Below are 24,111 nucleotides of genomic sequence, written 5' to 3'. Positions count from 1 at the left end.
AGCATGTTATTTATAGACAACCGGGGGATAACGGATCCAAGAATAAATCTTGCAATAGAAGAATATGCGCTGAAAAACCTTAGCATTAATGAAACCTATTTGCTGTTTTACATTAATGAACCATCGATTATCATCGGGAAAAACCAGAATACCATTGAAGAAATTAATACGGAGTATGTAGAAAGCCATGGGATTCATGTAGTTCGGCGGCTATCAGGCGGGGGTGCCGTATATCATGATTTAGGGAACCTGAACTTCAGCTTTATTACAAAAGATGATGGCGAGAGCTTCCATAACTTCTTAAAGTTTACCGAGCCAGTTATTAATGCTCTAAAGAAACTTGGTGTTAATGCTGAACTTAGCGGAAGAAATGACCTGACTGCAGAAGGGAGAAAAATCTCCGGTAACGCCCAATTTTCTACTAAGGGCAGAATGTTCAGCCACGGAACACTCCTGTTTGATTCGGAAATTGAAAGTGTGGTTTCCGCGTTAAAGGTAAAGAAAGATAAAATCGAATCAAAAGGAATTAAATCCATTCGAAGCAGGGTCGCAAACATTTCTGAGTTTATGGATCAGAAAATCACAATAGAAGAGTTCCGTTCAATGGTTCTTAAAAATATTTTCGGAGATTTGAACGAAATCCCTGAATACAAGCTGACAGATGAAGATTGGGAAAAAATTCACCAGCTCTCCAAAGAGCGATATCAAAATTGGGATTGGAATTATGGGAAGTCACCTAAATTTGATCTGCAGCATTCCCACCGCTTCCCAGTTGGGCAAATTGATATCAGACTGAATGTGGCAAAAGGGAAAATCGAAGACTGCAAAATATACGGCGATTTCTTTGGGGTAGGCGATGTAACCGAAATTGAAAACAAGCTCACAGGAATTCGCTATGAAAAAATAGAAATTGAAAAAGCGCTAGAAAAAGTCGACATTAAACATTACTTCGGAAATATAACAAAAGAAGAATTTATCAATCTTGTGTATTAATTTAGAAACCGGCAATATGCCGGTTTTTCTATTTTTGTATAAGGATAGGCAAGTAAAGTGAAATCCAGGCAAAAGAAAATTGTGAACAATTCGCTTTCCTACTTGAATACAAAAATTTCTTTTAATATAATAAATTTAGAAAATTTTTAAAATAAAAATGAATGACTATTCATTCATTAGAGGGGGATTGAAGGTGAATTTAACTCAGCAGCTGCATGAAACTGCCAAGAAAATGGGAAATAAACCAGCCTATTATTTCATGGACCAGTCCAGTACATATGCCGAGCTTGATGGTGCAGTAACGAAATTTGCAGATGGACTTTCAAAATTGGGAGTGAAAAAAGGAGACCATGTTGCCTTGGTGTTGGGAAACTCGCCGCATTTTGTCATCGGACTGTATGGCGCACTGCGCCTTGGGGCTACTGTCATTCCGATTAACCCGATTTATACACCGGATGAGATTGGCTATATTGTCAATAATGCCGATGTTAAAGCAGTGGTAACACTTGATTTATTAGTGCCATTGTTTGAAAAAGTGCATAAAGCACTTCCAAAGGTAGAGCATTTCATCATTTGCGATACTCCTCAGGGACAAGCTTCAGAATTGGATTCGGCTTCTTTATTGGTTTATTCAAAAATGAAATCGTTTACACAGCTTGTGGCTTCTGGCGATTTAGAATTTCGGGGTCCAGAGCTGGAGGAGGATGAAACCGCGGTTATCCTTTATACTTCCGGTACCACAGGCAAGCCAAAAGGTGCCATGCTGACCCATAAAAACCTCTACAGCAATGCGAAGGATGTCAGCGATTATCTGCACATAAGCGAGGACGATAGGGTTATTACAACTTTACCAATGTTCCATGTTTTTTGTTTAACAGTTGCCTTAAATGCACCGCTGATGAATGGGGCTACTATTCTCATAGACCCTAAATTCAGCCCGAAGGAAATCTTTAGGATCGCCCAAAAATATGAGCCTACCGTTTTTGCGGGTGTGCCGACCATGTATAATTTCCTCCTTCAATATCAAGATGGAAATCCGGAGGACTTGCAGTCATTGCGCCTTTGTATTTCAGGGGGGGCTGCCATGCCGGTTGCGCTTTTGCAGGGCTTTGAAAAGAAATTCAATGTTATGATTTCTGAAGGGTATGGTCTTTCCGAAGCTTCTCCGGTTACTTGTTTCAATCCCCTCGACAAGCCGAGAAAAACAGGATCTATTGGACAATCAATCGTAAATGTTGAAAATAAAGTAATAAATGAGCTTGGGGAAGAAGTTCCTGTAGGAGAAGTAGGGGAACTGATTGTCCGCGGTCCAAACGTAATGAAGGGGTACTACAAGCTGCCTGAGGAAACAGCTGCGACAATCCGTGATGGCTGGCTTTATACAGGAGATTTAGCGAAAATGGATGAAGAAGGCTACTTTTACATTGTTGACCGCAAAAAAGATCTTATATTGGTTGGAGGATACAATGTTTATCCAAGAGAGGTAGAAGAGGTTCTTTATAATCACGAGGACGTTGTTGAGGTCGCTGTACTGGGCGTGCCGGACCCGAACCTTGGCGAAGCAGTCAGAAGCTATGTTGTTTCGAAAAACCCGAAGCTTACAGAAGAACAGCTTTTAATATATTGTGCTGAGCATTTAGCAAAATACAAAGTGCCTTCCTCAATTGATTTCCTGGATGAGCTTCCGAAAAATACTACCGGAAAAATATTGCGAAGAGCATTGAAGAATCAAGTACTTCAGACAAAATAAAAGCAGCGGCAGACATCACCAGGTGTCTGCCCCTTTTTCTTTTGACTGTTAAAGCTCATTGTTGATTTTAGTGCCCTGTTGATTGGAGCGGAAGGTGCGAGATCCTCGAACGTGTATTCGCTTTTTCTTTGTGCGGTGTTTATTCCAGGATGCCCATTCAATGTCCTGCCGGAGAAGCGAGTCAAAGGGCGACCCCGCAGTCGGAAGTTTGCCGAGGAGGCTCCCTGACTGCCCGCGGCTTGCTGAGCACCTGGAGCGCAAATCGGCAGGCAAGTTTAAAAGAGCCTTTCTTTTTAGTGTTTGAAAGGGTTTTCAAAAAGCTTGTCGAATTGAAACATATAGCAAAGTAAATGAAGGAGAGATGTACATATGAGTTCTATTGACGTTGAATTAAAAGAACATATTGCGGTCGTTACAATTAACCGCCCTGATGCGCTGAACGCGTTTAATTATGAAACTTTATCAGAACTCCAGGAGTCGATTGAAAAATTCCGCACCAATCCTGGCGTGCGGGTGGTTATTTTTACAGGGGCCGGAGAAAAAGCGTTTAGTGTTGGAGCAGACTTAAAAGAGCGCCGAACTTTATCGGATGAAGAAGTCCGCAGAAATATCTATAAGATCGGAGAAGTGTTCTCTTTAATCGACCAGCTTCCGCAGCCGACGATCGCAGCTATAAATGGATTTGCCTTCGGGGGTGGAATGGAACTTGCCCTATCATGCGACTTCCGAATTGCTGTTTCCGGTACTTTAATGGGGCTTACGGAAACAAGTCTTGCAATTATCCCAGGAGCAGGAGGTACTCAAAGGCTGCCGAGATTAATCGGACAGGCAAAAGCGCTTGAATTAATTTTAACGGCTAAAAGGCTTACTTCCGAGGAAGCGTTCGAGTATGGAATCCTGACAAAAGTAACCGATCGAGATAATTTGTTAAATGAATGCTTCGAATTTTCGGGTGGAATGCTTGCAAACGGACCGCTGGCACTGCAGCAGGCAAAGTTTGCGATTAAACAGGGAATGGGGGTAGATCTGCAAACCGGCTTGCAAATTGAAAGAAAGGCCTACGAAGTCATTATCCCGACTAAAGATAGAGTAGAGGCTCTCGCTGCATTTGCTGAAAAAAGAAAACCGGATTTTAAAGGGAAATAGGAAAATAGGTTACTAATAGAAAAAACACGGCAAATTAGAGTGACCCAGGAAAATGAGACAAGGAAAAAACACCCCCTGAATCGTATTTAATATCTATACGATTTTGGAGGTGTTTTTCTTATTGTCTCAAAACCGTGGGTCAGTCCAAATTTCTGCCGTGTTTTTTCTATTAAATTATCAAATTTTTAGAAAATAATAAAAAAGGTCTTGAATATGGAGAGTGTTAACTATATAATTTAGTGAATAAAAGCATGAAAGCATAAAAGTATTGAAGTGGAAGAGAGATAGAGAATAAGAGGGGGATCATCTAAAATGCTGGAAAAATTAAAATCATTCAAAGCTATAGCTGCAGCAGGTGTAATGGGAGCTGTGCTTCTAAGCGGGTGCGGCAGTGAAAGCACTAATGGAGGCAGCAGTTCTTCAGATAGCGAAAAAGAAGATTCATTTAAGGTAGGGGTGACACAGATTGTTGAACACCCTTCATTGGATGCGGCACTTGAGGGCTTTAAGAAAGCATTGGAAGAAAAAGGCCTCGAAGTAAGCTATGACGTACAGATCGCCCAGGGCGACCAAAATAATAACCAGTCCATTGCGAATAATTTCGCGGGAGACGGAGTGGATTTGATTTTTGCCAATTCCACGCCAAGTGCATTGAGTGCACTTAATGCAACAAAGGATATACCGATTGTGTTCACTTCAGTAACAGATCCAGTAGGGGCCCAATTGGTCAAATCCATGGAAACTCCGGACGGAAATATAACAGGTACAACTGATACTCATCCTGATGCAATTCCAAATATGGTTAAATTTATTAATGAACAGTTTGATACGGGCACAGTGGGCGTTATCTATAATTCTGGTGAACAAAACTCAGAGGTGCAGATTGAAAAGGTGAAGGAAGCTCTGTCAAGTACAGATATGAAGCTTGCCGAAGCAACTGTATCCAATTCATCAGAAGTAAAACAGGCTGCCGAGTCACTTGTTGGCAAAGCAGATGTTATCTACATCATTACCGATAATACAGTCGTTTCTGCATTGGAATCGGTTATTCAGGTTTCAAACGACAATGACATACCTTTATTTGTAGGGGAGCTTGACTCTGTAAAACGCGGAGGATTTGCCGCTTACGGATTTGACTATGAGGATATCGGATATGAAGCAGGAGAAATGGCTGCGCAAATATTAAAAGAAGGTAAAAAGCCATCTGAACTTCCGGTTCAATATCCGCAGAATTTAAAGCTGGTTATCAATAAAAAAGCAGCTGAAGAGATGGGCATTGAACTGAAGGACGAATGGAATGACCTTGCTGAGTTTGTTGAGTAAATAATATAAGGACTTGGAAACAACCTTTAAAATAAAAAAGTCAGAAAGGAAGATTACTATGCCAACAGCCATCTTTGGTTCCATCGAGGCGGGAGCGATTTATGCCTTAATGGCGCTGGGCGTTTACCTATCATTCAGAATACTGGATTTTCCTGACCTGACGGTTGATGGAAGCTTTGTCACGGGTGCATCTGTAGCAGCTGTCATGATTGTAGGAGGATATAATCCGTTTTTGGCTACAATTGCAGCCATGCTTGCGGGATTTGCAGCAGGCTGCCTTACCGGGCTGCTTCATACAAAAGGAAAAATCAATGCACTCTTATCAGGAATTTTAATGATGATCGCATTGTACTCTATTAATCTCCGGATAATGGGAAAGTCCAATGTGCCTCTTTTGTCAGAGGAGACGGCTATGACGAAGCTTACAGAATTCTGGCAGGGACTTGGGATTGATCATGCTATCCAGAGCATGACGGCTGCGCTGGGAATGAGCTTTGTACCGAAAACCTGGGGGATTCTTATCTTAATGCTTATTTTAGCACTTGCTGTGAAAGTCCTGATCGACTTCTTCTTGAAGACCGATGTCGGTTTGGCGATTCGCGCGACAGGTGATAATGAAACGATGATCCGCAGCTTTTCCGCTGACACAGACATTCTGAAGATTTTTGGATTGGGCATTTCAAATGCACTGGTTGCTTTTTCGGGCGCATTAGTGGCGCAGTACAACGGGTTCAGTGACGTCGGTATGGGAATTGGCATGATCATTATTGGCCTTGCATCCGTTATTATCGGTGAAGCGATTTTTGGTGCAAAAACAATTGTTAGGGCTACGTTGGCAGTAATCGGCGGAGCCATTTTATACCGGATTATCGTAACGCTGGCTTTAAGGGTTGAGTTTCTGGAAACGGGTGATATGAAGCTGATTACAGCGGTAATCGTGATTAGTGCGCTTATCCTTCCAAAGCTGATCCAGCAGCAAAAAGAAAAGCAAAGAAAGCGTCGGAGACTATTAGAAGCAAAAAAAAATCAGGCATCTAATGCTTACGGGAAAAGTGGTGAACAGCTTGCTGCAATTAAATCAGATTCATAAAGTGTTTAATGAGGGAACACCTGACGAAAAAATCGCTTTGCACCGTATTGACCTGCAATTAAAGCCAGGCGACTTTATGACGGTTATCGGCAGCAATGGGGCGGGAAAATCAACTCTTATGAACATGATTTCAGGAAAATTGATTCCTGATATGGGGGATGTTCTGATTGATGGGTCCGATGTTACCCTTGTAAAGGAGCATAAAAGATCAAAGCTAATTGGGCGGGTTTTTCAGGATCCTATGGCAGGTACGGCTCCATCCATGACGATAGAGGAAAATCTGGCCATTGCATACTCCAGGACAATGACTCGCGGCTTGCGTAAAGGCGTTTCCAAGAAAAGACGTGATTTTTTCAGGGAGAAACTTGAAATGCTGCACCTGGGACTAGAGAACAGGCTTTCGGCCAAAGTCGGGCTTCTATCTGGAGGAGAGCGGCAGGCATTATCATTGTTGATGGCTACTTTTACTGAACCAAAAATCCTGCTTTTGGATGAGCATACAGCTGCACTTGATCCATCACGTGCAGAACTAATTACCAACCTCACAAAAGAAATTGTGGAAACATACAAACTTACAACCTTAATGGTTACCCATAATATGCAGCAGGCACTCGATCTCGGCAACAGGCTGATCATGATGGACAAAGGTCAGATTATCTTTGAAGCAAATGAACAACAAAAACAAAATCTGACTGTGGAAAAACTTTTGGAGGAATTCCAGAAAATCCGCGGCGAAAAAATGAGCAGCGACAAAGCTGTGCTTATTTGATTGGCGGACCGGACAAGGCGTTATGCTTTGTTCGGTTTGTTTTTTCGTTATGGGGTTATCTGAAGTCAGCTTCTGCGAAGGCAGTTTTAATAACTTTTTAACTGGTTTTTGTCCATCAAGCCCTATATAAAGGACTTTTCCAAACAAAAAGCATATCGCCCGCCGGCGATATGCAATTTTATTTTTCACGGATAATACATAACAGCTTGATACCGGATCAATTCCTTGCCAATATTTGAATAAGTGTGGGCTTTGTTCGCCAGGAATTTAACGGAGTTGCCTGTACGGACTGTAATCCGCTGGTCACCGATTTCCAATTCAAGTGTGCCTGACATGACGGTGATATATTCTTCAACGCCTTCATTATGCTTATCAGATGTATGCTGGCAGCCGGGTTCAATTTCTACAGTAAAGATTTCAAATTTCTTGCGCGGGTCAAACGGAAATACGGGATATACTCTGTAATTGCCCATGCTTTCCATAATCGGGGGAACCGTTTGTAATTCAATAAAATGTACATCAGAGGACTCCTCATTTATAAGTGAGGAAAATGAGACTTGGAGACCGCTGGCGATTTTCCAAAGGGTAGTGACGGTTGGATTGGATTCTCCCCGTTCAATTTGCCCTAGCATTGCTTTGCTGACACCAGTCAATTCTGCAGTGGCATCAAGGCTGTATCCTCTTGTTTTTCGAATATTCCTCAGGTTTTCCCCAATACTTTTTTGAATATTCTCCATTATATCCTCCGAAATCATTGTGTAATATAACGTACGTATGTATAATATGTTATATTAAATTTATCGTACTTTATATTATGTCTATTATAGTATAGTTTCAGAACCTATTATCATATTTTTTTTTTGGTGGTGAACGAAATGGCAGAAATTGCAGTCAACAAGCCCGCTTCTGAGTACAGGAAAGGATTCCAGTCAGGGATCAGCATCGCGATTGGATATGCACCAATAGCTTTGACATTCGGGCTGCTGGCAAAAGCAACCGGGCTTTCAATTGGGGAAACAGCATTAATGAGCTTGCTCGTGTTTGCAGGTGCAGCGCAGTATATATCTCTGAGCCTCCTTTCATTGGGAACAGGAATTTTTGAAATTATCCTGACGACCTTTATAGTGAATATCAGGCATTTTTTGATGTCCACTTCCCTTAACGAAAAATGGGAAGACGACCAGATAGTGAATAAAGCTATCCTATCTTTTGGAATTACGGACGAAACCTTTTCAGTTGCGGCCGTCCGTGATGAAAAGGTAACAAGCGGGTATATGCTTGGACTCATCTCTATTTCTTACTCCAGCTGGGTGGTCTGCTCGGGGCTTGGGCACCTGATTGGTGCGAGTCTTCCTCAAACCTTGCAGGAAAGCATGTCTGTTGCGCTATATGCCATGTTTGTCGGCCTTCTCGTTCCTTCGATGAAAAAAAGTGCTAAGGTAGTATTCCTTGCTGTGCTGGCCGCATGCTTTAATATTATTTTTACTTTGACCAATGCTTTATCAACAGGCTGGGCAATTGTATTAGCAACACTTTTATCTGCTGTAATTATAGAATTGATTGAAAATGTGAAAAACAAGCAAAGGGGGCAGGAGCATGAGTAGCCAAATGGTGTGGATGATAGTTGGCATGGCATTGGTTACCTATATCCCCAGACTCTTGCCTTTCGTGCTATTTAAAGGCAAAGAACTGCCGGGCTTTGTACAGGGAGTCTTAAAAAATGTTCCCTATGCCACATTAGGGGCACTTATTTTTCCTGGAATCTTATTTATAAATGAGGATATTTGGTTCGGGCTGCTGGGCGCTGGTGCCGCTTTTATTGCCGCCTTTTTAGGGGCAAATGTCATTGTAGTCGTTTTAGGATCCATTGCTGTTTTATCCGTATATTCGTTCCTGATTTAGATATGATAATGATAGATCGTGCATTAAACCGGTTCAGGATAATAGAGCCGGTTTTTTCATTAGAAAATTTATTTTATGGAAATGATTTTAAATGAGCTATGGACATAACTTAAACCTGCAAAAAATATCGTTTGGCCGGTAAATCCCGCTATTTGGCCGGTATTTTATTAAAGTTGGCCGGTATTTGGATCGACTTGGCCGGTAAATTCTAATGATCAGCCGGTAAATGTCATTTTCACCTGCTGATCCGGGGCCGGAAAACCGTAAAATTAACATTTGGCCGATAACTATCGAGAATTGGCCGAAAAATCATGATTTTAGACCGATAAATCATGGCAGCGGCCAGGCTGGAATATTTGGAACCGGCGGCAGGCAATACCGGTCCTAATCATTGAATGAATGTCCCACTAAAATAGTTCTAATTACAGATTTTTATACTAAACTAATTATAGAGAGGTTGTACCAAAAGGGGGGAATCGGATGGCAAGAAAATTAGGCTTTTACGGCGCGTTAGCCTTTTGCTTATACGGCTTATTTTTTTATTGGTATTTATTTTACTTTGCTGATAACAGTCTGCCGTTTGAATATGAAGGCTCACGGGCAGACCCGGCAACATTCCTGAACGGCAGGGAGCTGATGCTGAGTGAGGAATATTCAAAAATAAGAAATTTATTGTTTTTCATCTCTACACCCTTTGAATGGATTTTTTATTTATTCATTCTTCTATTCGGCTTGTCAAAGGCTTTTAAAAAATGGGCGGAGCAATCAACACCCTATAAGTTTCTCCAAACGGCGATTTATCTAATTTGGCTTTCATTTTTTGCGTTTATTGCTACGATGCCATTAAGCTACATTAGTTTTTCGTTATCGAAAACTTATAATATCTCGACTCAAAGCTTTAGCGGGTGGATGAAGGATGAACTCATTGATTTCTGGGTTAATTATGGAACGATGGTCCTGATTGTGTCTGTTTTATACTGGCTGATTAATAAGAGCAAGAAAAGATGGTGGCTTTACGCATGGCTTTTATCCATTCCTTTCACATTATTTATGATGTTCTTGCAGCCTGTTGTCATTGACCCTCTTTATAATGATTTTTATCCTTTAAAAAATAAAGAACTCGAAACCAAAATACTTGAATTGGCGAATCAGGCCAATATTCCGGCTGAACATGTTTTTGAGGTCGATATGGCTGAAAAAACAAATGCGCTGAATGCATATGTGACAGGTATCGGCTCTAATTCCAGGATTGTTCTATGGGACACAACCCTGAACAAATTAAATGAAGACCAAATTCTGTTTATTATGGCGCATGAAATGGCCCATTATGTTGAAAAGCATATCTACATCGGAATCGGAGGCTATTTGCTTCTGTCCCTGCTGGGTCTTTATCTGACCGCCAAATTAATGGAGAAGGCAATTGATAAATGGGGAAGGGCGCTTAAAATCCCTGCTGTGAATGATATTAGATCTTTACCATTATTCCTGATGATTCTTTCAATGCTTTTGTTCATTTCAAGCCCGCTGACAAATTTGGTTTCGCGTTACCAGGAAACAAGGGCTGATCGTTATGCTATTGAAATGACCGAGAACTCGGATGCCGCAATCGAAACATTTCAAGAGCTGACACGCGCAGGCTTAAGCCAGGTGAATCCGCCGCTTCTTGTTAAAATATTCCGATATGGCCATCCAACTATGCTGGAGCGGATCTCTATGCTGGAGGAATTTGAAATTAAGCAGAGGCAGAAGGAAAGAGAACATGCTCAATAAGGGATGCCCGGCCTGATGTTATTCTCAAATGCAGCAATACTTCCTTAAATAACACGCTTCTTATTACTAAAAAGCAGGCCCAATAGGTCTGCTTTATTTCATTCTTTTTTATATATGCTTCCTTCTGTAAAAGCCGGTCTTTCATTTTTAAAATAAATCCCTGCATGATCATCAATCCCATAGCCAATCAAAGAACCAGTCTTTTTCATAGCTGCTATTAAGTTTTCCTTTTCATTCCATTTTGTAAAATGGACACAGATAGCATGATCACTGATTAATCCGAGCCCATTAAGAAAAAGATGCTGTTTTTTCGGTGTGTCAACGGGAGGGATTATGCAATGCTCCGGGCAAATTAAAGCCCCTGCCGAAAAGCCTGCTACGGGAATACCTTCCCAATACATCTTCCTGATAGATTCCCCAAGTGCTGTTTCCACTATATAGCTCCTGTATTTTTCTGTTTCGCCGCCGCCAATAATGATTCCGGAGCAGGAGAGCAGTTCTTCAAAAAGTGAAGCTGGCGGAGAAAAGGACAGCGGAAGATAGGTGAAATCTTTAACTCCGTATTGCCTTAAAGGCCCAGTATACTTGTCCATATAGTTTATCCAGCCTTCCCTTTCCAAAAAGAGTACCGCTACTTTACTTGTAGATAAAGTAGAGAGGCCTGCAAATTTTTTTCCTAAAATTTCTCCGAAAGGCGGGCTGCCGCCCATTAAAAATAAATGCCTGTTACTCAAGAGCCATTCTCCTAACTGTAAAAATAAAATCCCCCGCTTTGTTGGCGGGGGTCAACTTCAATTGCTAAGTACCGAAACGTTTGGAAAGTTCTCTGTACTGGTTTGATAAATGGATAAAAGCCGGCTTGTTTCCTTCGTCAATGGCTGCGTCCACTTTTTTCATTAATTTTTCTTTTTCTGTGTTTAGCAGGATCTCCGAAATCAGCATGTCAATGTAAAGGTCAAGAACAAAGGACTCTTTCTGCTGCTTGCGCTTCATGGCGCTTGCTTTCATTAATTCGGTGTATGATTTTTCCTTCATGGAAATCACCCCTGATGCTTTTTAATATTATATGGAAATCCTTCTGAAAATTCAACCAAGTTTTTTAAATTTTTAGAAAATATTTTTATGGATGTCGAAAATGTGAACAATTTAGCAACTATTATCGAAAATTAGTAATTTTTAGATTAATTGGTGCTATTATGGAAAAGAGGCGGTATACAAGAAAAGGAGATGAAAAAATGAGAAGCCTAAATACTCAACTGATCGAAGAATATGAAATTAATCCAAATACGATGATTATCAAGCCTCTCCCTTATGGTCTTAAGGTTTATTCACAAATTTGGGAGCTTGATGAAGAATTGACTTCCCCCTTTAAACCCATCGATATTATTAAAAAAAGCTGCAGGTTTTTCGGTTCAAGCTATGAAGGCAGAAAAGAGGGTACGCGCCAATTGACCGGAATAACCCACAAGGCTCCGATAACAATTGACCCCACAAACTTCATTTATTTTTTCCCAACAACCTCTCCAAGCAATCCTGAATGCATTTGGATCGCACAGGAGCATATCCTCTATTACAAACGGACGGATGACGGAAATACCCAGGCGGTTTTCAAAAATAAGCAAAGTTTTATACTTCCAGTGTCTTATAATACTTTTAATAACCAGCTGCTGAGGACAGCATTGCTAAAAACAACTCTAATAAGCAGGATAGAAGAATCAGAGAGAAAGGCACTTTACTTTTTAAATGGTTCCAGAAGTTTGAATGCTTCGGAGAGAGCGGGAGCCTATGGTGCAAGAAGGGATTAGGGTTAGAAGGATAAGCGAGAAGCATGCATGTTTTCATGCTTCTGTTTTTCCGTGTATATTACAATATTAAAAGCATGCTCTTCCCATTACAAATTTAGCAATTAATTTGCTTTTAGGTTTTTGCCTGTTCCGGTCACATGCCTTTTAAACAGATAATATACCATTAGCTCCTGAACTTTGTTGCGGATGCGGGGATTAAAGTAATTATGGTGCTCCTCGTAGCCTTTATAGAGAAACATGAACATGGTGAACGCGTCATCCCGTTTAATTTCATGGACCTTAAGCTGGTTTTTGTTCATATAGCGTTTGACTTCTGACAGTTCGTCTTGTATGACTTTCAAGGTTTCTTCAACTAAATCCAGATAAGGCTGTTTTAGTTTGAATGGGCTTTTATTAATAACAATCAGATCACGGTTTAAAATGGTTAATACCATTGGCAAATAGATAGCCTGTTCCATTACGTTACGGTCTTCCTCAGGAATTCTCGTCATAATCTTTCTACTCCCTTAATCAAAAGTTGCCTGCTATTTACACGAGCTTGCAAGTTTTATTCTAATGAGAACAAACGTTCCTATTTAATTTTACAAAGGAAAGGTTCTTCTTGCAAGAGCCTTTATTTGTCGAATAAATCAAAAGTAGCTGCTATCCTTCATCATTTCCATTTTGCAAAAAAAGTTTCACCTATTCGCAGAATGAGAAGGGATTTTATTTCTGATGTCGAAATAAGTAGAACAGCATAGTTAGGAAGGATGAAAGAAATGACACAAAAGAGAACGATAAAACCTGAAGATCTTTATGAGTTAAAATCGGTTGCCGACCCGCAGCTATCCTCGAATGGCTCCAATTTGGCATATATTGAAACAAGCATGCTTGAAGAGAAAAATACATATAGCTCGAATATATTTTATATTAATACCAGCGAAAAAAGCCCGCCAGTCCAGTGGACGTATGGCGATTACAAAGACCATTCACCGCGCTGGTCTCCAGATGGGAATGCGCTTGCATTTGTTTCCGATAGAAGCGGCAAACCACAGATTTATATTATGAACATAACAGGCGGTGAAGCGCGCCAGCTAACCCAATGTACAAATGGCGCTACCAATCCGGTTTGGTCACCGGACGGAAAGAAGCTTGCTTTTAATGTTTCTATAAAGCCTGATGAAGAAGCTGATGCAGCTGACAAACAGGAAAAGAAAAATGAGAAGCCAGTACCGCTTGAAATTGATAAAATGAAACACAAATCGGATGCCCAGGGATTTTGGAGCGGCAGATACAGCCAAGTGGCAGTAGTGGATATAGAGACTGGGAAGATTGAGCAGCTAACCTCTGGTGAGCATGACTATCAGCTGCAAAGCTGGTCTCCGGATGGAAAGTCGGTTGCTGTAACTGCTGATTTGAGCGAAGAAAAAGATTTTTCTTTCGTAAGCGATGTTTATCTCGTCAATCCGGATACAAAAGAAATGAAAAAGGTAACGAATGGAAAAGGTTATTTTGGTAGCGCCACATGGTCACCAGATGGTAAATATCTAGGCATGTTCGGACATGAAAGAGAATATGAAAATGCCACACATACAAAAGTCTGGGTTTATAGTCTTGAAAATGAAAACATCCAGTGCCTGACTGCAGAATCTGACATTTTAGCAGGGGATTATGCGATTGGAGATTTCCAGCAGGGGGTAGTGACACCAGGAATTCTTTGGGCGGAGGACAGCAGGAGTTTTTATTTCCTGGCAACAGACAATGGCAATACAGTTGTTTATTATGGTTCTATGGACGGTCAATTGTACCCGGCGCTGCTGGATCAACAGCATGTGTATGGTTTGACTACCGGCGGGAACATTAACCAGGCAGTCGTAGCCATCAGCAAGCCTTCATATCCGGGAGATTTATATTTGCTGGACGTCCCAACTGGGGAATTAGAACAGCTGACAAATGTGAACGAAGAGTTTTTAGGCAAAGTAGAGCTTGCAGATGCAGAGCCGATTCAGTTTAAATCTTCAGATGATTGGGATCTGCATGGATGGATTATGAAACCAGTCCATCTGCAGGATGGTGATAAAGCACCGCTTGTTGTGGAAATTCACGGCGGGCCTCATGCGATGTATGCCAATTCCTATTTCCACGAATTCCAATGCCTTGCTGGAAAAGGGTATGCAGTATTATTTATAAACCCGAGAGGAAGCCATGGATACGGACAGCAGTTTGTTGACGCTGTAAGGGGAGATTATGGCGGCAAAGATTATGAAGATATTATGGATGCAGTCGATTACGCGCTGAAAAGCTATAGTTTTATCGATAAAGACCGGCTTGGCGTAACAGGGGGGAGCTATGGCGGCTTTATGACCAACTGGATAATCGGCCATACAAACCGCTTTAAAGCAGCAGTCACACAGCGCTCCATCTCCAACTGGATTAGCTTTTACGGAGTCAGTGATATCGGCTATTATTTTACGGACTGGCAAATTAAAAGTGATTTGAGTAATATTGATAAGCTATGGAAGCATTCTCCGCTTGCCTATGTGAATGAAATGGATACACCATTGCTCATTCTCCATAGTGAAAAGGATTACCGCTGTCCAATTGAACAGGCAGAGCAATTATTCATCGCCTTAAAACATCGCAAGAAAACAGCTAAATTTGTCCGTTTCCCTGAATCGAACCATGAGCTTTCAAGGAGCGGTAAGCCTAACTTAAGAATCAGCCGCCTCAACTATATTGCAGGCTGGTTCGATCAATACCTATAAAAAATTTGCCGCAGGCCTTCGGGGTTGCGGTTTTTTAGTTTGTTTTGGACAGGCAGCCTTTTGAACTAAATGTATAGAAATCAACGAAAAAATGGATATATCAACGGACTTTTCAATATTTCAACAAAAAAACCTGAATATATCAACGAAAATGCCGATATATCAACGAAATTAAAATTTACCGGCTTCAGGTTTCAGCTAGCAATGTTAAAATAAATTGCAAAGAAAGTAATTCATCTGCAAAATATAAGGGTATACAGGATATACCAGTATCAATATCGAAACTTTTTAATAAGAACATCAGTCAAATATATTTGAAGGTTTGTTTAACATATCTTCAAAACCCGGCTTGCCAGACCAAAGGGACTATCATTTTGCTTTAAAGAAAGGACTTATTTTTATGAGATCTGAAAGACATGAATATAAAAAGCAGAAAAAAAAGAGAAAATGGAAATCGTTTCTCTTAATTCTGTTTCTGTTGTTTGCCGGAACACTTGCTTATTCTTATTATCAATTCAAGCAGGGAGTTTCCCAATCAAAAGGTGAAGCAAATATAGAGACAGAAGAATTTGAATTTAATGGAGTAAAGGATCAGTACGGTGGAACTAATATATTGGTACTAGGAAGTGACGCCAGAGGGGAAGAGAAGTCAAGGGCAGATACGATTATGGTTGCCCAATATCATCCTGATAAGGGCACATATAAGCTTATTTCTTTTATGAGGGATATGTATGTAGACATCCCGGGCCACGGGCAAAATAGAATAAATGCAGCACTTGCATATGGCGGGCCAGAGCTATTAAGGCAAACGCTGAAGGAAAACTTTGATTTAGATACTCAATATTATTCAATTGTTGATTTCGAGGGCTTTGTCCATTTGATTGATGAAGCTTTCCCAAGAGGGGTGGAAATTGACGTTGAAAAAAGAATGTCCGCCAATATTGGCGTTACTCTTGAACCGGGACTGCAGCGCCTGGATGGCGAGCATCTTCTCGGCTATGTAAGATTCAGGCAGGATGCAGTGGGCGATTTTGGAAGGGTAGAACGCCAGCAGAAAGTGATGAAAGAAGTGGCCAGCCAGTTTACAAGCTTCCAAACCATTACAAAGCTGCCGAAACTTATAGGGGTTGTAACACCTTTCGTAAATACCAATATGGATACAGGAGATATACTTTATATTGGGAAAGACTTTGTTTCTAAAGATAGCCGGAATGTGGAAACTCTGCGTATTCCTGTTGATGGCACATTTGAAAATCAGAGAATCAATGGTGCTGCTGTACTGGCGATTAATCTGGAAGAAAACAAAGCAGCTATTCATGAATTTCTTTCAAAATAATATAAATAGCTGGGAGTTCGATATACTCTTTTTTTGCTGATTAGGTGTACAATAAAAGGGTAAGTGGTAAAAATAGAAGAAATTGCCCCTTATTAAAACGTGATTTGTGCGACGATTATAAATAGCTGCTTGCCGCATTTGTACAAGGAGATACTAAATGGATTTTGAACTGTTCAAAGATTGGTTTACATTGGAAAATATAATGGATCTTATTCAGGAATATCGCTCTTTTGGCCCTCTCCCAGGCATCCTGCTGCCTATGCTTGAAGCCTTTCTGCCCTTTCTGCCGCTGTTCTTATTTGTGATGGCAAACGCAAGCGCATTCGGTCTCTGGCTGGGATTTTTGTATTCCTGGATTGGTGCGGTTGCAGGGGCGGTACTTGTTTTCTTGCTGGTCCGCAAATACGGACAGAAAAGAATACTGCGGGTTTTGAAAAAGCATCAGAAGGTTCAGAAGCTGATGAGCTGGGTTGAAAAGCATGGATTTGGTCCTTTGTTCATTCTGCTTTGCTTCCCATTTACTCCATCGGCTGTTGTAAACATTGTTGCTGGGCTTTCAAACATCAGCATTGCTCAATATATGCTGGCTGTCCTGACAGGGAAAATGGTTATGATTTTTACAATCAGCTTTGTTGGCTATGACATAAAGTCATTAGTGACGCAGCCAATTCGGACAGCCATCGTTGCACTGGTTATTTTTATTCTTTGGTATGTCGGCAAAATCATTGAAATAAAGATGAATATGAGCGTAGAAAAGGATCGCACTCATAAAGATTAGCGATTCTGGAAAGCATTGGGGGAGATGCAGTGTGAAGGAAGAATTGAAAAAAGAAGGGGCAGAATGGTTAAAGGCTTTTGCCATCGGCATTATCATCTTTGCTTTTATACGGACTTTTTTCTTCTCCAATTATGTAGTGGAAGGTGAATCCATGATGCCTACACTTCAGGATGGAAATAAGCTCATTGTCAATAAAATTGGCTATCAGGTCAGCGATTTGGACCGTTTTGACGTGATCGTTTTCCATCATAATGATAAAGAGGATTTTGTGAAAAGAATTATTGGGCTTCCTGGAGATAAAATAGAATACAGCAATGATGAATTGTATATCAATGGAAAAAAAGTGGATGAGCCATATTTGGAAAAATACCGCAAAAGTGCATTTGGCGGCAGGCTGACAGGCGACTTCACGCTTCAAGAGATGACAGGCGTGGAAACAGTGCCGGAGGGAAAGCTGTTTGTAATGGGAGATAACCGCCTGGGAAGCTGGGACAGCCGCCATTTTGGGTTTATTTCAGCGGAGCAGGTAGTTGGAAAAGTCAACCTGCGCTATTGGCCGCTTAATGAAATGGATGCTTCATTTTAAATATAATATATACTGTTGCAAGGGACTCGATAAAATTCGAGTCCTTTTTTATAATGGTTAAGAAATTCATAATATTAAGCAAATGGGAGGAGGTCCAAGATTGAATCCATGCCAATTATAAAAACAAAATTGCTTGTTCCTGCGGTGAAGGTAGAATCGCTTAGAAGAGCAAAGCTGACAAGAAAAATGAAAGCGATTTCCCAACACACCCTTACACTCATGCATTCTGGATGCGGTTATGGAAAGGGCACTGCTCTTGCCTTGTTTGTGCAGGATGAAAAAAAGGTATGCTGCTGGTATTCAATTTCTTCCAACAGATGATGAAATTCTCCCTTTCTTAACTTATTTAATTTACAGCATCAGAACTCGTTTTCCGGATTTTGGCCGGGAGCTATTTTACTATATAAAAAACTTGGAACGATACATAAGGGAAGAAGAACTCGGTGGGTGTACCTCCACTGGAGCCTACCCGCCATATGTATGAAATGATTTTGGAAGCGGATAAAAACATGCAGATATTGGAGCAGCCCTAATGGCTGCACTTTTAAAAATAATTTATGCGGTTTTTAAAAAAATTTTTTAGATAACATGAAAATTAGGATTTTCCTTATATTCAGGCTCACAATTTACACATACATTTTCATCATAATCAGTCATATTGACATCTTCGCGATTGTAATCAATTCCGCAAAGGGAACAGGCAACCATTTCGTCTTCTTCGATTTCTTCTGGTGAGATCGGTATAGGATCATTGATTCTAATCGGCTCTACTGTAATTCCGCGCGTATTGGCCATTTCTGTATTTAAATATTCCCTGGCGGATTCTTCGCTTTCCCAAAATCCCAGATCCCATAACAATTCCTGGGCATCACCGTTTTGAGCCATTAAGCCATAAACAATCTTCATCATGATTGCTCCTTTCACCTTGCCGTCATTTGTTTTATATTTCTTAGCCTTTTTTAGCGGCTATTAAACCGATTCAAAAAATTACCATAATCCGTTTGGGGGTGTAACCGCCCTTTTTTGTGATGGATTCAAAGCTAAATGGCTTTTATTTTTATATGTTAAGAGGAAAGAGATGAAGAGAGTGGGCAGAAAAATTGAGTTTATTGTGGAAGATACGGAAACAAAGCCTGAAGTTGCGGTTCAAAAAGCAACGCCTTAGAGATTTCTCCATCGTCGGCTGGTCTTTGGGAGGACCTGTATGCATGCAATTTGCAGCTGACTATCCGGGTTATTGCAAGAAAATGATCTTGCACCGGGGTCTACAAGGGGATACTGAATCTATGAAACGAATGAATCCGGGCAGCCGGATCCCACTAGGAGGAGCAGCACCTTGGAGCAGAAAAAAGTGATCCGTCAAAAGTAGTACCAACTGAACAGGCATATGCTTCAGAAAACCGCGGCTTTCTAAAAATGGTTTACAATGCGGTTATTTATACAAAATACAACCCGGAGGCCGAGCGATATGAAGAGTATATTGACGATATGCTTACCCATAGAAATTACGCTGAAACGGTACCTTTTTAGGAGACAGGGATTTGGTCATTCCAAAACAAATGGCTGAAGAAATTATCGAGGACATAGGAGAAAATGCAAGCTTTGTCGAATTAAGAGATTGCTGACATTCGCCGCCGATCGATGATATAGATCAGCTGCTTCATTGAATGTCAGAATTTTTAAATTAATATAACGGGGGTGCAACAGATGAGGCTAAAAGGGAAAACAGCCATTATAACCGGTGCCGCCAACGGTATTGGCCTTGCAGCGGCAGAAAGGTTTGCCAGTGAAGGAGCCGCGGTGGCTATGGCAGATTATAATGCCGACCTTGGACAAACAAGAGCACAGGAGCTAAAAGATAAAGGATTCAACGTAGAATTTTTCCAGGTGAATGTGGCAGACAGGCAAAGCATAGACGAGATGGTTGAAGCCGTAAAAGAGGCATTCGGAAAAATTAATATTTTAGTAAATAACGCAGGAATTACAAGAGATGGCATGCTGTCGAAACTGTCAGCTGAAGATTTTCAGGCAGTTATGGATGTCAATCTTTCCGGTGTGTTTCACTGCACGCAAGCTGTCCTGCCGGCCATGCTGGAGCTGGGAGGAGGAAAAATTATCAACACTTCATCCGTTTCCGGAGTCTATGGAAATATCGGCCAAACAAACTACGCTGCAGCGAAAGCAGGGGTAGTCGGCATGACTAAGACTTGGGCAAAGGAATTGGGGAGAAAAGGAATCAACGTGAATGCAGTTGCTCCTGGATTTATCAAAACCGGTATGACAGCAAAAGTTCCAGAAAAGGTTATCGGGCAAATGAAAGGAATGGTCCCGCTTGGCAGGCTTGGAAATCCGGAAGACATTGCTAACGCATATTTGTTCCTTGCTTCCAATGAATCCGATTATGTTAACGGAACTGTCCTTCATGTAGATGGCGGGATTATGATGTAACGGCCTGACTTCGAGCGTATGTTCGGAAAAATGGCTAAGGAGAATAAATGAGGTGAAAAGGTATGAGAAATGTTGTTATAACATCAGCAGTTAGAACCCCGGTCGGAACATTTGGCGGAGTTTTTAAGGATCTTCTTCCGACTGATTTAATTGTTCCGCTTTAAAAGAAGCTGCGGAGAGAAGCGGACTGCAAAGCAACGAGGTGGATGAGGTCATTTTAGGCCACTGCATTCAGCGCACGGATGAGCCAAATACGGCTAGAACAGCTGCTTTGCTTGCAGGCTTTGATGATACGGCTGCCGGATTTACTGTACAAAGACAATGTGCTTCCGGTATGCAGGCGATTATTTCAGCGGCTTTACAAATTCAATCCGGAATGTCAGATATCGTCATTGCCGGCGGAGTGGAAGCGATGAGTTCCAGCCCCTATGTATTAAAGCAGCATCGCTGGGGCGCCCGCATGCAGCATGGACAGGTAACTGATACAGTTTGGGAAATTCTTGAGGATCCGATCCATCATATTATGATGGGGGAAACTGCGGAAAACCTGGCTGAAATCCATGGCATTACAAGAGAAGAACAGGATGAAATTGCATTGCTTAGCCATCAAAGAGCTTTGCATGCAATTGAAAACGGTTACTTTGACTCACAAATCGTTCCAATTACTGTGAAGTCCCGTAAAGGAGAGGTTGCTGTTACAAAGGATGAAAATCCGCGCGGTGATTTAACTGCAGAAAAACTTAGCAGCCTGAATCCTGTATTCAGAAAAGGCGGATCCGTTACGGCAGGAAATGCATCCAGCCTGAATGATGGCGGAGCAGCGCTTGTCCTAATGCCGGTAGAATTGGCACTTGAAAAGGGGCTAAAGCCGCTGGCTAAAATAGTTGGTTTCTCAGTAGCAGGGGTGGACCCCAAAGTTATGGGAAGAGGACCGGTGCCAGCTGTCAAAAAAGGACTTGCCAATGTAGAGTGGTCCCTTGAAGATGCAGACTTAATTGAAGTTAATGAAGCTTTTGCAGCCCAATATTTGGCAGTTGAAAAGGAACTGGGCTTGAACCGCGAAAAGGTAAATGTAAACGGAAGCGGAATCAGCTTAGGCCACCCAATTGGCTGCACAGGAGCGCGTCTTGTTGTAAGCCTTGTCCACGAATTGAAAAGAAGAGGCGGACAAAAAGGAATTGCATCTTTGTGTGTCGGCGGCGGCATGGGTGCCACAGTTTTTGTGGAAACATTTGAATAAAGGGTTCCTTTGGGAGCTCTTTTCTTTTTGAGAGGGTGCTCAAGTTTAGTGGAAGAGGCTTAGAATTTCTCAAAACAAGTAATAAGGCGTCCAATCGTGTCCTTGAAGCGGGTAAAGCGGAGAGGAAGGGAACGAAAGAGATGCAATCTCGCCCTGAATTTAGGCACTCTCCGTAAATATAGGGAAAAAGCACCTGAACCATGCTAGCAGACAAGCAAACGCAAGTTTTTTGGACAAGAGAATGGGATATCCGCGAAAATTTCCGTTTATCCGTGAAAGGATTTGTTAAAGCCTTTCTCTGATGGTTTCCAAAGATACAAAATTAAAAATAGGAGTGATATTATGAAAAGCCCAGTAAAAAATCATGTGGGTTCTATTTTTATTCATGTAAAAGATATGAACAGAGCAATCGCTTTCTATTCGGCATTGCTCGGACTTCCGAAAAAGGACACGGCCCATGAAGGTACCATTTATGATTTGCCGGTATCAGGCGGATCTGGTATTATTCTCGATGCCAATAAAGGGGTAGTTGCCAAGCAGGATGCAAAGCCGCTTTTCTTTTTCGATACGAATGATATTTACCAATCCTATGACCACGTCAAATCTATAAATGCAGAAATTTTTAGCGAGATTGAAGAGCATGGGGATATTTCCTTTTTTAATTTCCGGGACAGTGAAGGCAATCTGCTGATGATTTGCGAGGATAAAAGAAAAATATAATGATCATTCACTGTGAAATCCCGCCAAACTCTTAGTCCGGCAGGATTTTCTCGGGTATGTAACTATGTTGTAACTCCTCCTTTATACAATTAGTTCATCTTGTATGAAGGAGATTGTTGCGGGGCGGGAATTCCACTGGCTGGAGAATACAGAGCAGTGTCCCTGTATGAAAGCCTTGGATTCCAAAGAGAAGGCAGCTACAGAGACTTTCTTGAACGCGTTGGAAGCCGGCATTATATGTATTTATACGGCTGCTTCGACCAGAATGGAGAGAGTAAAAGAAGCCCGATATGAATCGGGCTTCTCTTATTTATTCCGACTGGGGGGAAAGAGCAGTTTCTTTTGATAAAAAATAACCAAGAACCATGTTCATAAGGAAGAAGGCAAGGAGCAGCTGCAATACATATTCATATTGAAGGACCATTACAACAGGAGAAGCAAGGCTGGCTCCGGTTAAAAGGATAAATGAATAAAGAGAAAGTGCTTTTGCCCGATCCGTCCCTGCGATCAAGCCAATGAGTGTAATGACTGTCGGGACAAGCAGGGAAATGGAAGCCACAAATAGTATGGAAAAGGCCATTAAAGCAGGTGTACTGCGGAATACAGCCATATTAATAATGCTAAAAATGCCCAAAATGAATCCGAGCTTCATGTTTGCGTAAATGCCAATTCGATCGATTAGCCTGCCGGTAAAAAGAGACAGGACTGCCCCGAATAAACCAACCGCTCTTAAAATATACAAATCCTCCCTGGTTCCCTGAAAAAATCTTCCTATCGCATCGTAAAAAGCTACAAAAGAAAACAGCAAAGTAAACGTAATGGCGTAACATTTTAACAGGCTGCCGTTTTTTAATAGATTTTTCATAATGTGAATAACGGAAACTCTTGATTTAGATGGAAGTGAAGTGCTGGGCAAAATTTTGTATGATATAAGAAAGAGTACAAAATAACAAATGGCAAAGAAATAGAAAGCATGGCTCCACTGATAATAAAAAGTGATTGTTGAACTGAGAAGCTGTCCAAGAATACCGGCAACTAGAAATCCTGTGTTAATAAATACAAGCAGCAGGGTCCGTTTCTTTGGCGGAAAAAGGTCAAAGGAATAAGCAAAAGCAACAGGTGCGAAGCTGCCAAGTGTCAGCCCCTGAATCGACCTGGTTATATAAAGCGTCTCAACACTTGATGAAAGCCCCACAGCAAAAGTGGACAATGCTGAGGCGAGCAAACCGATAATGATAATTTTTCGCCTGCCGAACGTATCAGAAGCAGGGCCAAAGTATAATAAGCCGGCTGCATAAAAAAAGGCAAAAAGACTGCCTCCCCCGACAATATAATTTTCATTTACGTTAAATGAGTCAGCTATGTCTCCATAAATAGGAATAAGCGTATAAATATTGCTGGCAACGAAAATGCCTGTTACAGTCAAAATAATGGAGGTTGCAAGCAGAATTGGTTTTGAAATCATTAATATCACCTGCCACCATAACTTATGCAGGATAGCCTGTAAATGAAAGTTGTTTTATTTCCACATTTTTGAAAGACCCCATACGAAAAATTGAACAGCTTATATGATAAAATAATTTTTAGAGAATAGATAAAAACGGCAAGCTTGCCGGGAGATGGCTATCGGTAAGCATTTGCGTTTTCTATTAAGATAAGGATTTATTAAATTTCGATAACTGTCTAGCTTCAGCGCCTACCCCCTCGAGGT

At 41.2% G+C, this 24,111-nt stretch carries 22 protein-coding genes and 1 pseudogene; 17 read left to right on the top strand and 6 right to left on the bottom strand.

The window, feature by feature from the left end; all coding sequences use genetic code 11:
* Positions 1 to 3: 3 nt before the first annotated feature.
* The 6 genes from DFO73_RS14235 (at position 4) to DFO73_RS14205 (ending at position 7,071) form a co-directional block, all read left to right on the top strand.
* Positions 4 to 993 (top strand): lipoate--protein ligase, encoded by a 990-nt coding sequence (locus tag DFO73_RS14235; protein ID WP_110065416.1) that lies wholly within the window; start codon positions 4 to 6, stop codon positions 991 to 993.
* A gap of 193 nt (positions 994 to 1,186) precedes the next feature.
* A complete protein-coding gene (locus DFO73_RS14230; RefSeq protein WP_110065415.1) occupies positions 1,187 to 2,743 on the top strand; it encodes a fatty acid--CoA ligase family protein in 1,557 nt (518 codons plus the stop codon).
* A 369-nt stretch (positions 2,744 to 3,112) separates the two neighbouring features.
* On the top strand, positions 3,113 to 3,889 hold the full coding sequence (locus DFO73_RS14220; protein WP_110065413.1) for an enoyl-CoA hydratase-related protein: 777 nt from the start codon (positions 3,113 to 3,115) through the stop codon (positions 3,887 to 3,889).
* A gap of 312 nt (positions 3,890 to 4,201) precedes the next feature.
* Positions 4,202 to 5,212: an ABC transporter substrate-binding protein gene (locus DFO73_RS14215; protein ID WP_110065412.1), complete on the top strand. Its 1,011-nt coding sequence runs from the start codon at positions 4,202 to 4,204 to the stop codon at positions 5,210 to 5,212.
* A 58-nt stretch (positions 5,213 to 5,270) separates the two neighbouring features.
* A complete protein-coding gene (locus DFO73_RS14210) occupies positions 5,271 to 6,302 on the top strand; it encodes an ABC transporter permease (RefSeq protein WP_110065411.1) in 1,032 nt (343 codons plus the stop codon).
* Entirely contained in the window at positions 6,277 to 7,071 is a 795-nt protein-coding gene (locus DFO73_RS14205; protein WP_110065410.1) for an ABC transporter ATP-binding protein, read from the top strand. Before DFO73_RS14210 ends, DFO73_RS14205 begins: the two co-directional genes overlap by 26 nt.
* A 185-nt stretch (positions 7,072 to 7,256) precedes the next feature.
* On the opposite strand, the gene DFO73_RS14200 is transcribed toward DFO73_RS14205, so the two are convergent.
* Positions 7,257 to 7,808: a helix-turn-helix domain-containing protein gene (locus DFO73_RS14200; protein ID WP_110065409.1), complete on the bottom strand. Its 552-nt coding sequence runs from the start codon at positions 7,806 to 7,808 to the stop codon at positions 7,257 to 7,259.
* 138 nt (positions 7,809 to 7,946) lie between these two features.
* On the opposite strand from DFO73_RS14200, the gene DFO73_RS14195 reads away from it, so the two are divergent.
* The 3 genes from DFO73_RS14195 (at position 7,947) to DFO73_RS14185 (ending at position 10,743) form a co-directional block, all read left to right on the top strand.
* Positions 7,947 to 8,675 (top strand): AzlC family ABC transporter permease, encoded by a 729-nt coding sequence (locus tag DFO73_RS14195; RefSeq protein ID WP_110065408.1) that lies wholly within the window; start codon positions 7,947 to 7,949, stop codon positions 8,673 to 8,675.
* Entirely contained in the window at positions 8,668 to 8,973 is a 306-nt protein-coding gene (locus DFO73_RS14190; protein WP_110065407.1) for an AzlD domain-containing protein, read from the top strand. The genes DFO73_RS14195 and DFO73_RS14190 overlap by 8 nt, the downstream gene beginning before the upstream one ends.
* Positions 8,974 to 9,453: 480 nt before the next feature.
* Positions 9,454 to 10,743: a M48 family metallopeptidase gene (locus DFO73_RS14185; RefSeq protein WP_110065406.1), complete on the top strand. Its 1,290-nt coding sequence runs from the start codon at positions 9,454 to 9,456 to the stop codon at positions 10,741 to 10,743.
* Between the two features lie 98 nt (positions 10,744 to 10,841).
* On the opposite strand, the gene DFO73_RS14180 is transcribed toward DFO73_RS14185, so the two are convergent.
* Both DFO73_RS14180 and DFO73_RS14175 read right to left on the bottom strand, forming a co-directional pair.
* Positions 10,842 to 11,477 carry a Type 1 glutamine amidotransferase-like domain-containing protein gene (locus tag DFO73_RS14180; protein WP_110065405.1) on the bottom strand — a complete coding sequence of 212 codons (636 nt, stop codon included), beginning with the start codon at positions 11,475 to 11,477 and terminating at the stop codon, positions 10,842 to 10,844.
* Between the two features lie 64 nt (positions 11,478 to 11,541).
* Positions 11,542 to 11,778, bottom strand: coding sequence for an IDEAL domain-containing protein (locus DFO73_RS14175; protein ID WP_110065404.1), 237 nt, complete (start codon positions 11,776 to 11,778; stop codon positions 11,542 to 11,544).
* A 200-nt stretch (positions 11,779 to 11,978) separates the two neighbouring features.
* Here DFO73_RS14175 and DFO73_RS14170 point away from each other — a divergent pair, with 200 nt between their 5' ends.
* Entirely contained in the window at positions 11,979 to 12,548 is a 570-nt protein-coding gene (locus DFO73_RS14170) for a competence protein ComK (protein ID WP_110065403.1), read from the top strand.
* 101 nt (positions 12,549 to 12,649) lie between these two features.
* On the opposite strand, the gene DFO73_RS14165 is transcribed toward DFO73_RS14170, so the two are convergent.
* Positions 12,650 to 13,039: a hypothetical protein gene (locus DFO73_RS14165; protein ID WP_110065402.1), complete on the bottom strand. Its 390-nt coding sequence runs from the start codon at positions 13,037 to 13,039 to the stop codon at positions 12,650 to 12,652.
* Between the two features lie 267 nt (positions 13,040 to 13,306).
* On the opposite strand from DFO73_RS14165, the gene DFO73_RS14160 reads away from it, so the two are divergent.
* From DFO73_RS14160 to lepB, 4 genes are all read left to right on the top strand, one after another.
* Positions 13,307 to 15,292, top strand: coding sequence for a S9 family peptidase (locus tag DFO73_RS14160; protein ID WP_110065401.1), 1,986 nt, complete (start codon positions 13,307 to 13,309; stop codon positions 15,290 to 15,292).
* Between the two features lie 400 nt (positions 15,293 to 15,692).
* Complete coding sequence (locus DFO73_RS14155; RefSeq protein ID WP_110065400.1) at positions 15,693 to 16,628, top strand: LCP family protein; 936 nt, start codon at positions 15,693 to 15,695, stop codon at positions 16,626 to 16,628.
* A 157-nt stretch (positions 16,629 to 16,785) separates the two neighbouring features.
* On the top strand, positions 16,786 to 17,406 hold the full coding sequence (locus DFO73_RS14150) for a TVP38/TMEM64 family protein (protein ID WP_110065399.1): 621 nt from the start codon (positions 16,786 to 16,788) through the stop codon (positions 17,404 to 17,406).
* Between the two features lie 31 nt (positions 17,407 to 17,437).
* Positions 17,438 to 17,992 (top strand): signal peptidase I, encoded by a 555-nt coding sequence (lepB, locus tag DFO73_RS14145; RefSeq protein WP_110065398.1) that lies wholly within the window; start codon positions 17,438 to 17,440, stop codon positions 17,990 to 17,992.
* Between the two features lie 579 nt (positions 17,993 to 18,571).
* Here lepB and DFO73_RS14135 read toward each other — a convergent pair.
* On the bottom strand, positions 18,572 to 18,901 hold the full coding sequence (locus tag DFO73_RS14135) for a hypothetical protein (protein ID WP_258309491.1): 330 nt from the start codon (positions 18,899 to 18,901) through the stop codon (positions 18,572 to 18,574).
* Positions 18,902 to 19,699: 798 nt separating this feature from the next.
* Between DFO73_RS14135 and fabG the strand changes: the two genes are divergently transcribed.
* The 3 genes and pseudogenes from fabG to DFO73_RS14120 all read left to right on the top strand — a co-directional run bounded on the left by fabG (position 19,700) and on the right by DFO73_RS14120 (position 22,400).
* Positions 19,700 to 20,440 carry a 3-oxoacyl-ACP reductase FabG gene (gene fabG / locus DFO73_RS14130; protein WP_110065395.1) on the top strand — a complete coding sequence of 247 codons (741 nt, stop codon included), beginning with the start codon at positions 19,700 to 19,702 and terminating at the stop codon, positions 20,438 to 20,440.
* 62 nt (positions 20,441 to 20,502) lie between these two features.
* Positions 20,503 to 21,680 (top strand): annotated as a pseudogene (locus tag DFO73_RS14125) (thiolase family protein).
* 342 nt (positions 21,681 to 22,022) lie between these two features.
* Complete coding sequence (locus DFO73_RS14120) at positions 22,023 to 22,400, top strand: VOC family protein (RefSeq protein ID WP_110065394.1); 378 nt, start codon at positions 22,023 to 22,025, stop codon at positions 22,398 to 22,400.
* Positions 22,401 to 22,710: 310 nt separating this feature from the next.
* On the opposite strand, the gene DFO73_RS14115 is transcribed toward DFO73_RS14120, so the two are convergent.
* Positions 22,711 to 23,865 carry an MFS transporter gene (locus DFO73_RS14115; protein WP_110065393.1) on the bottom strand — a complete coding sequence of 385 codons (1,155 nt, stop codon included), beginning with the start codon at positions 23,863 to 23,865 and terminating at the stop codon, positions 22,711 to 22,713.
* Positions 23,866 to 24,111 lie beyond the last annotated feature (246 nt).

Source organism: Cytobacillus oceanisediminis (assembly GCF_003182355.1).
Taxonomy (GTDB): Bacteria; Bacillota; Bacilli; order Bacillales; family Cytobacillaceae; genus Cytobacillus; species Cytobacillus oceanisediminis_A.
The sequence above is the reverse complement of the archived record's forward strand: the minus strand, read 5'-3'. Positions and strand labels throughout refer to the sequence as shown.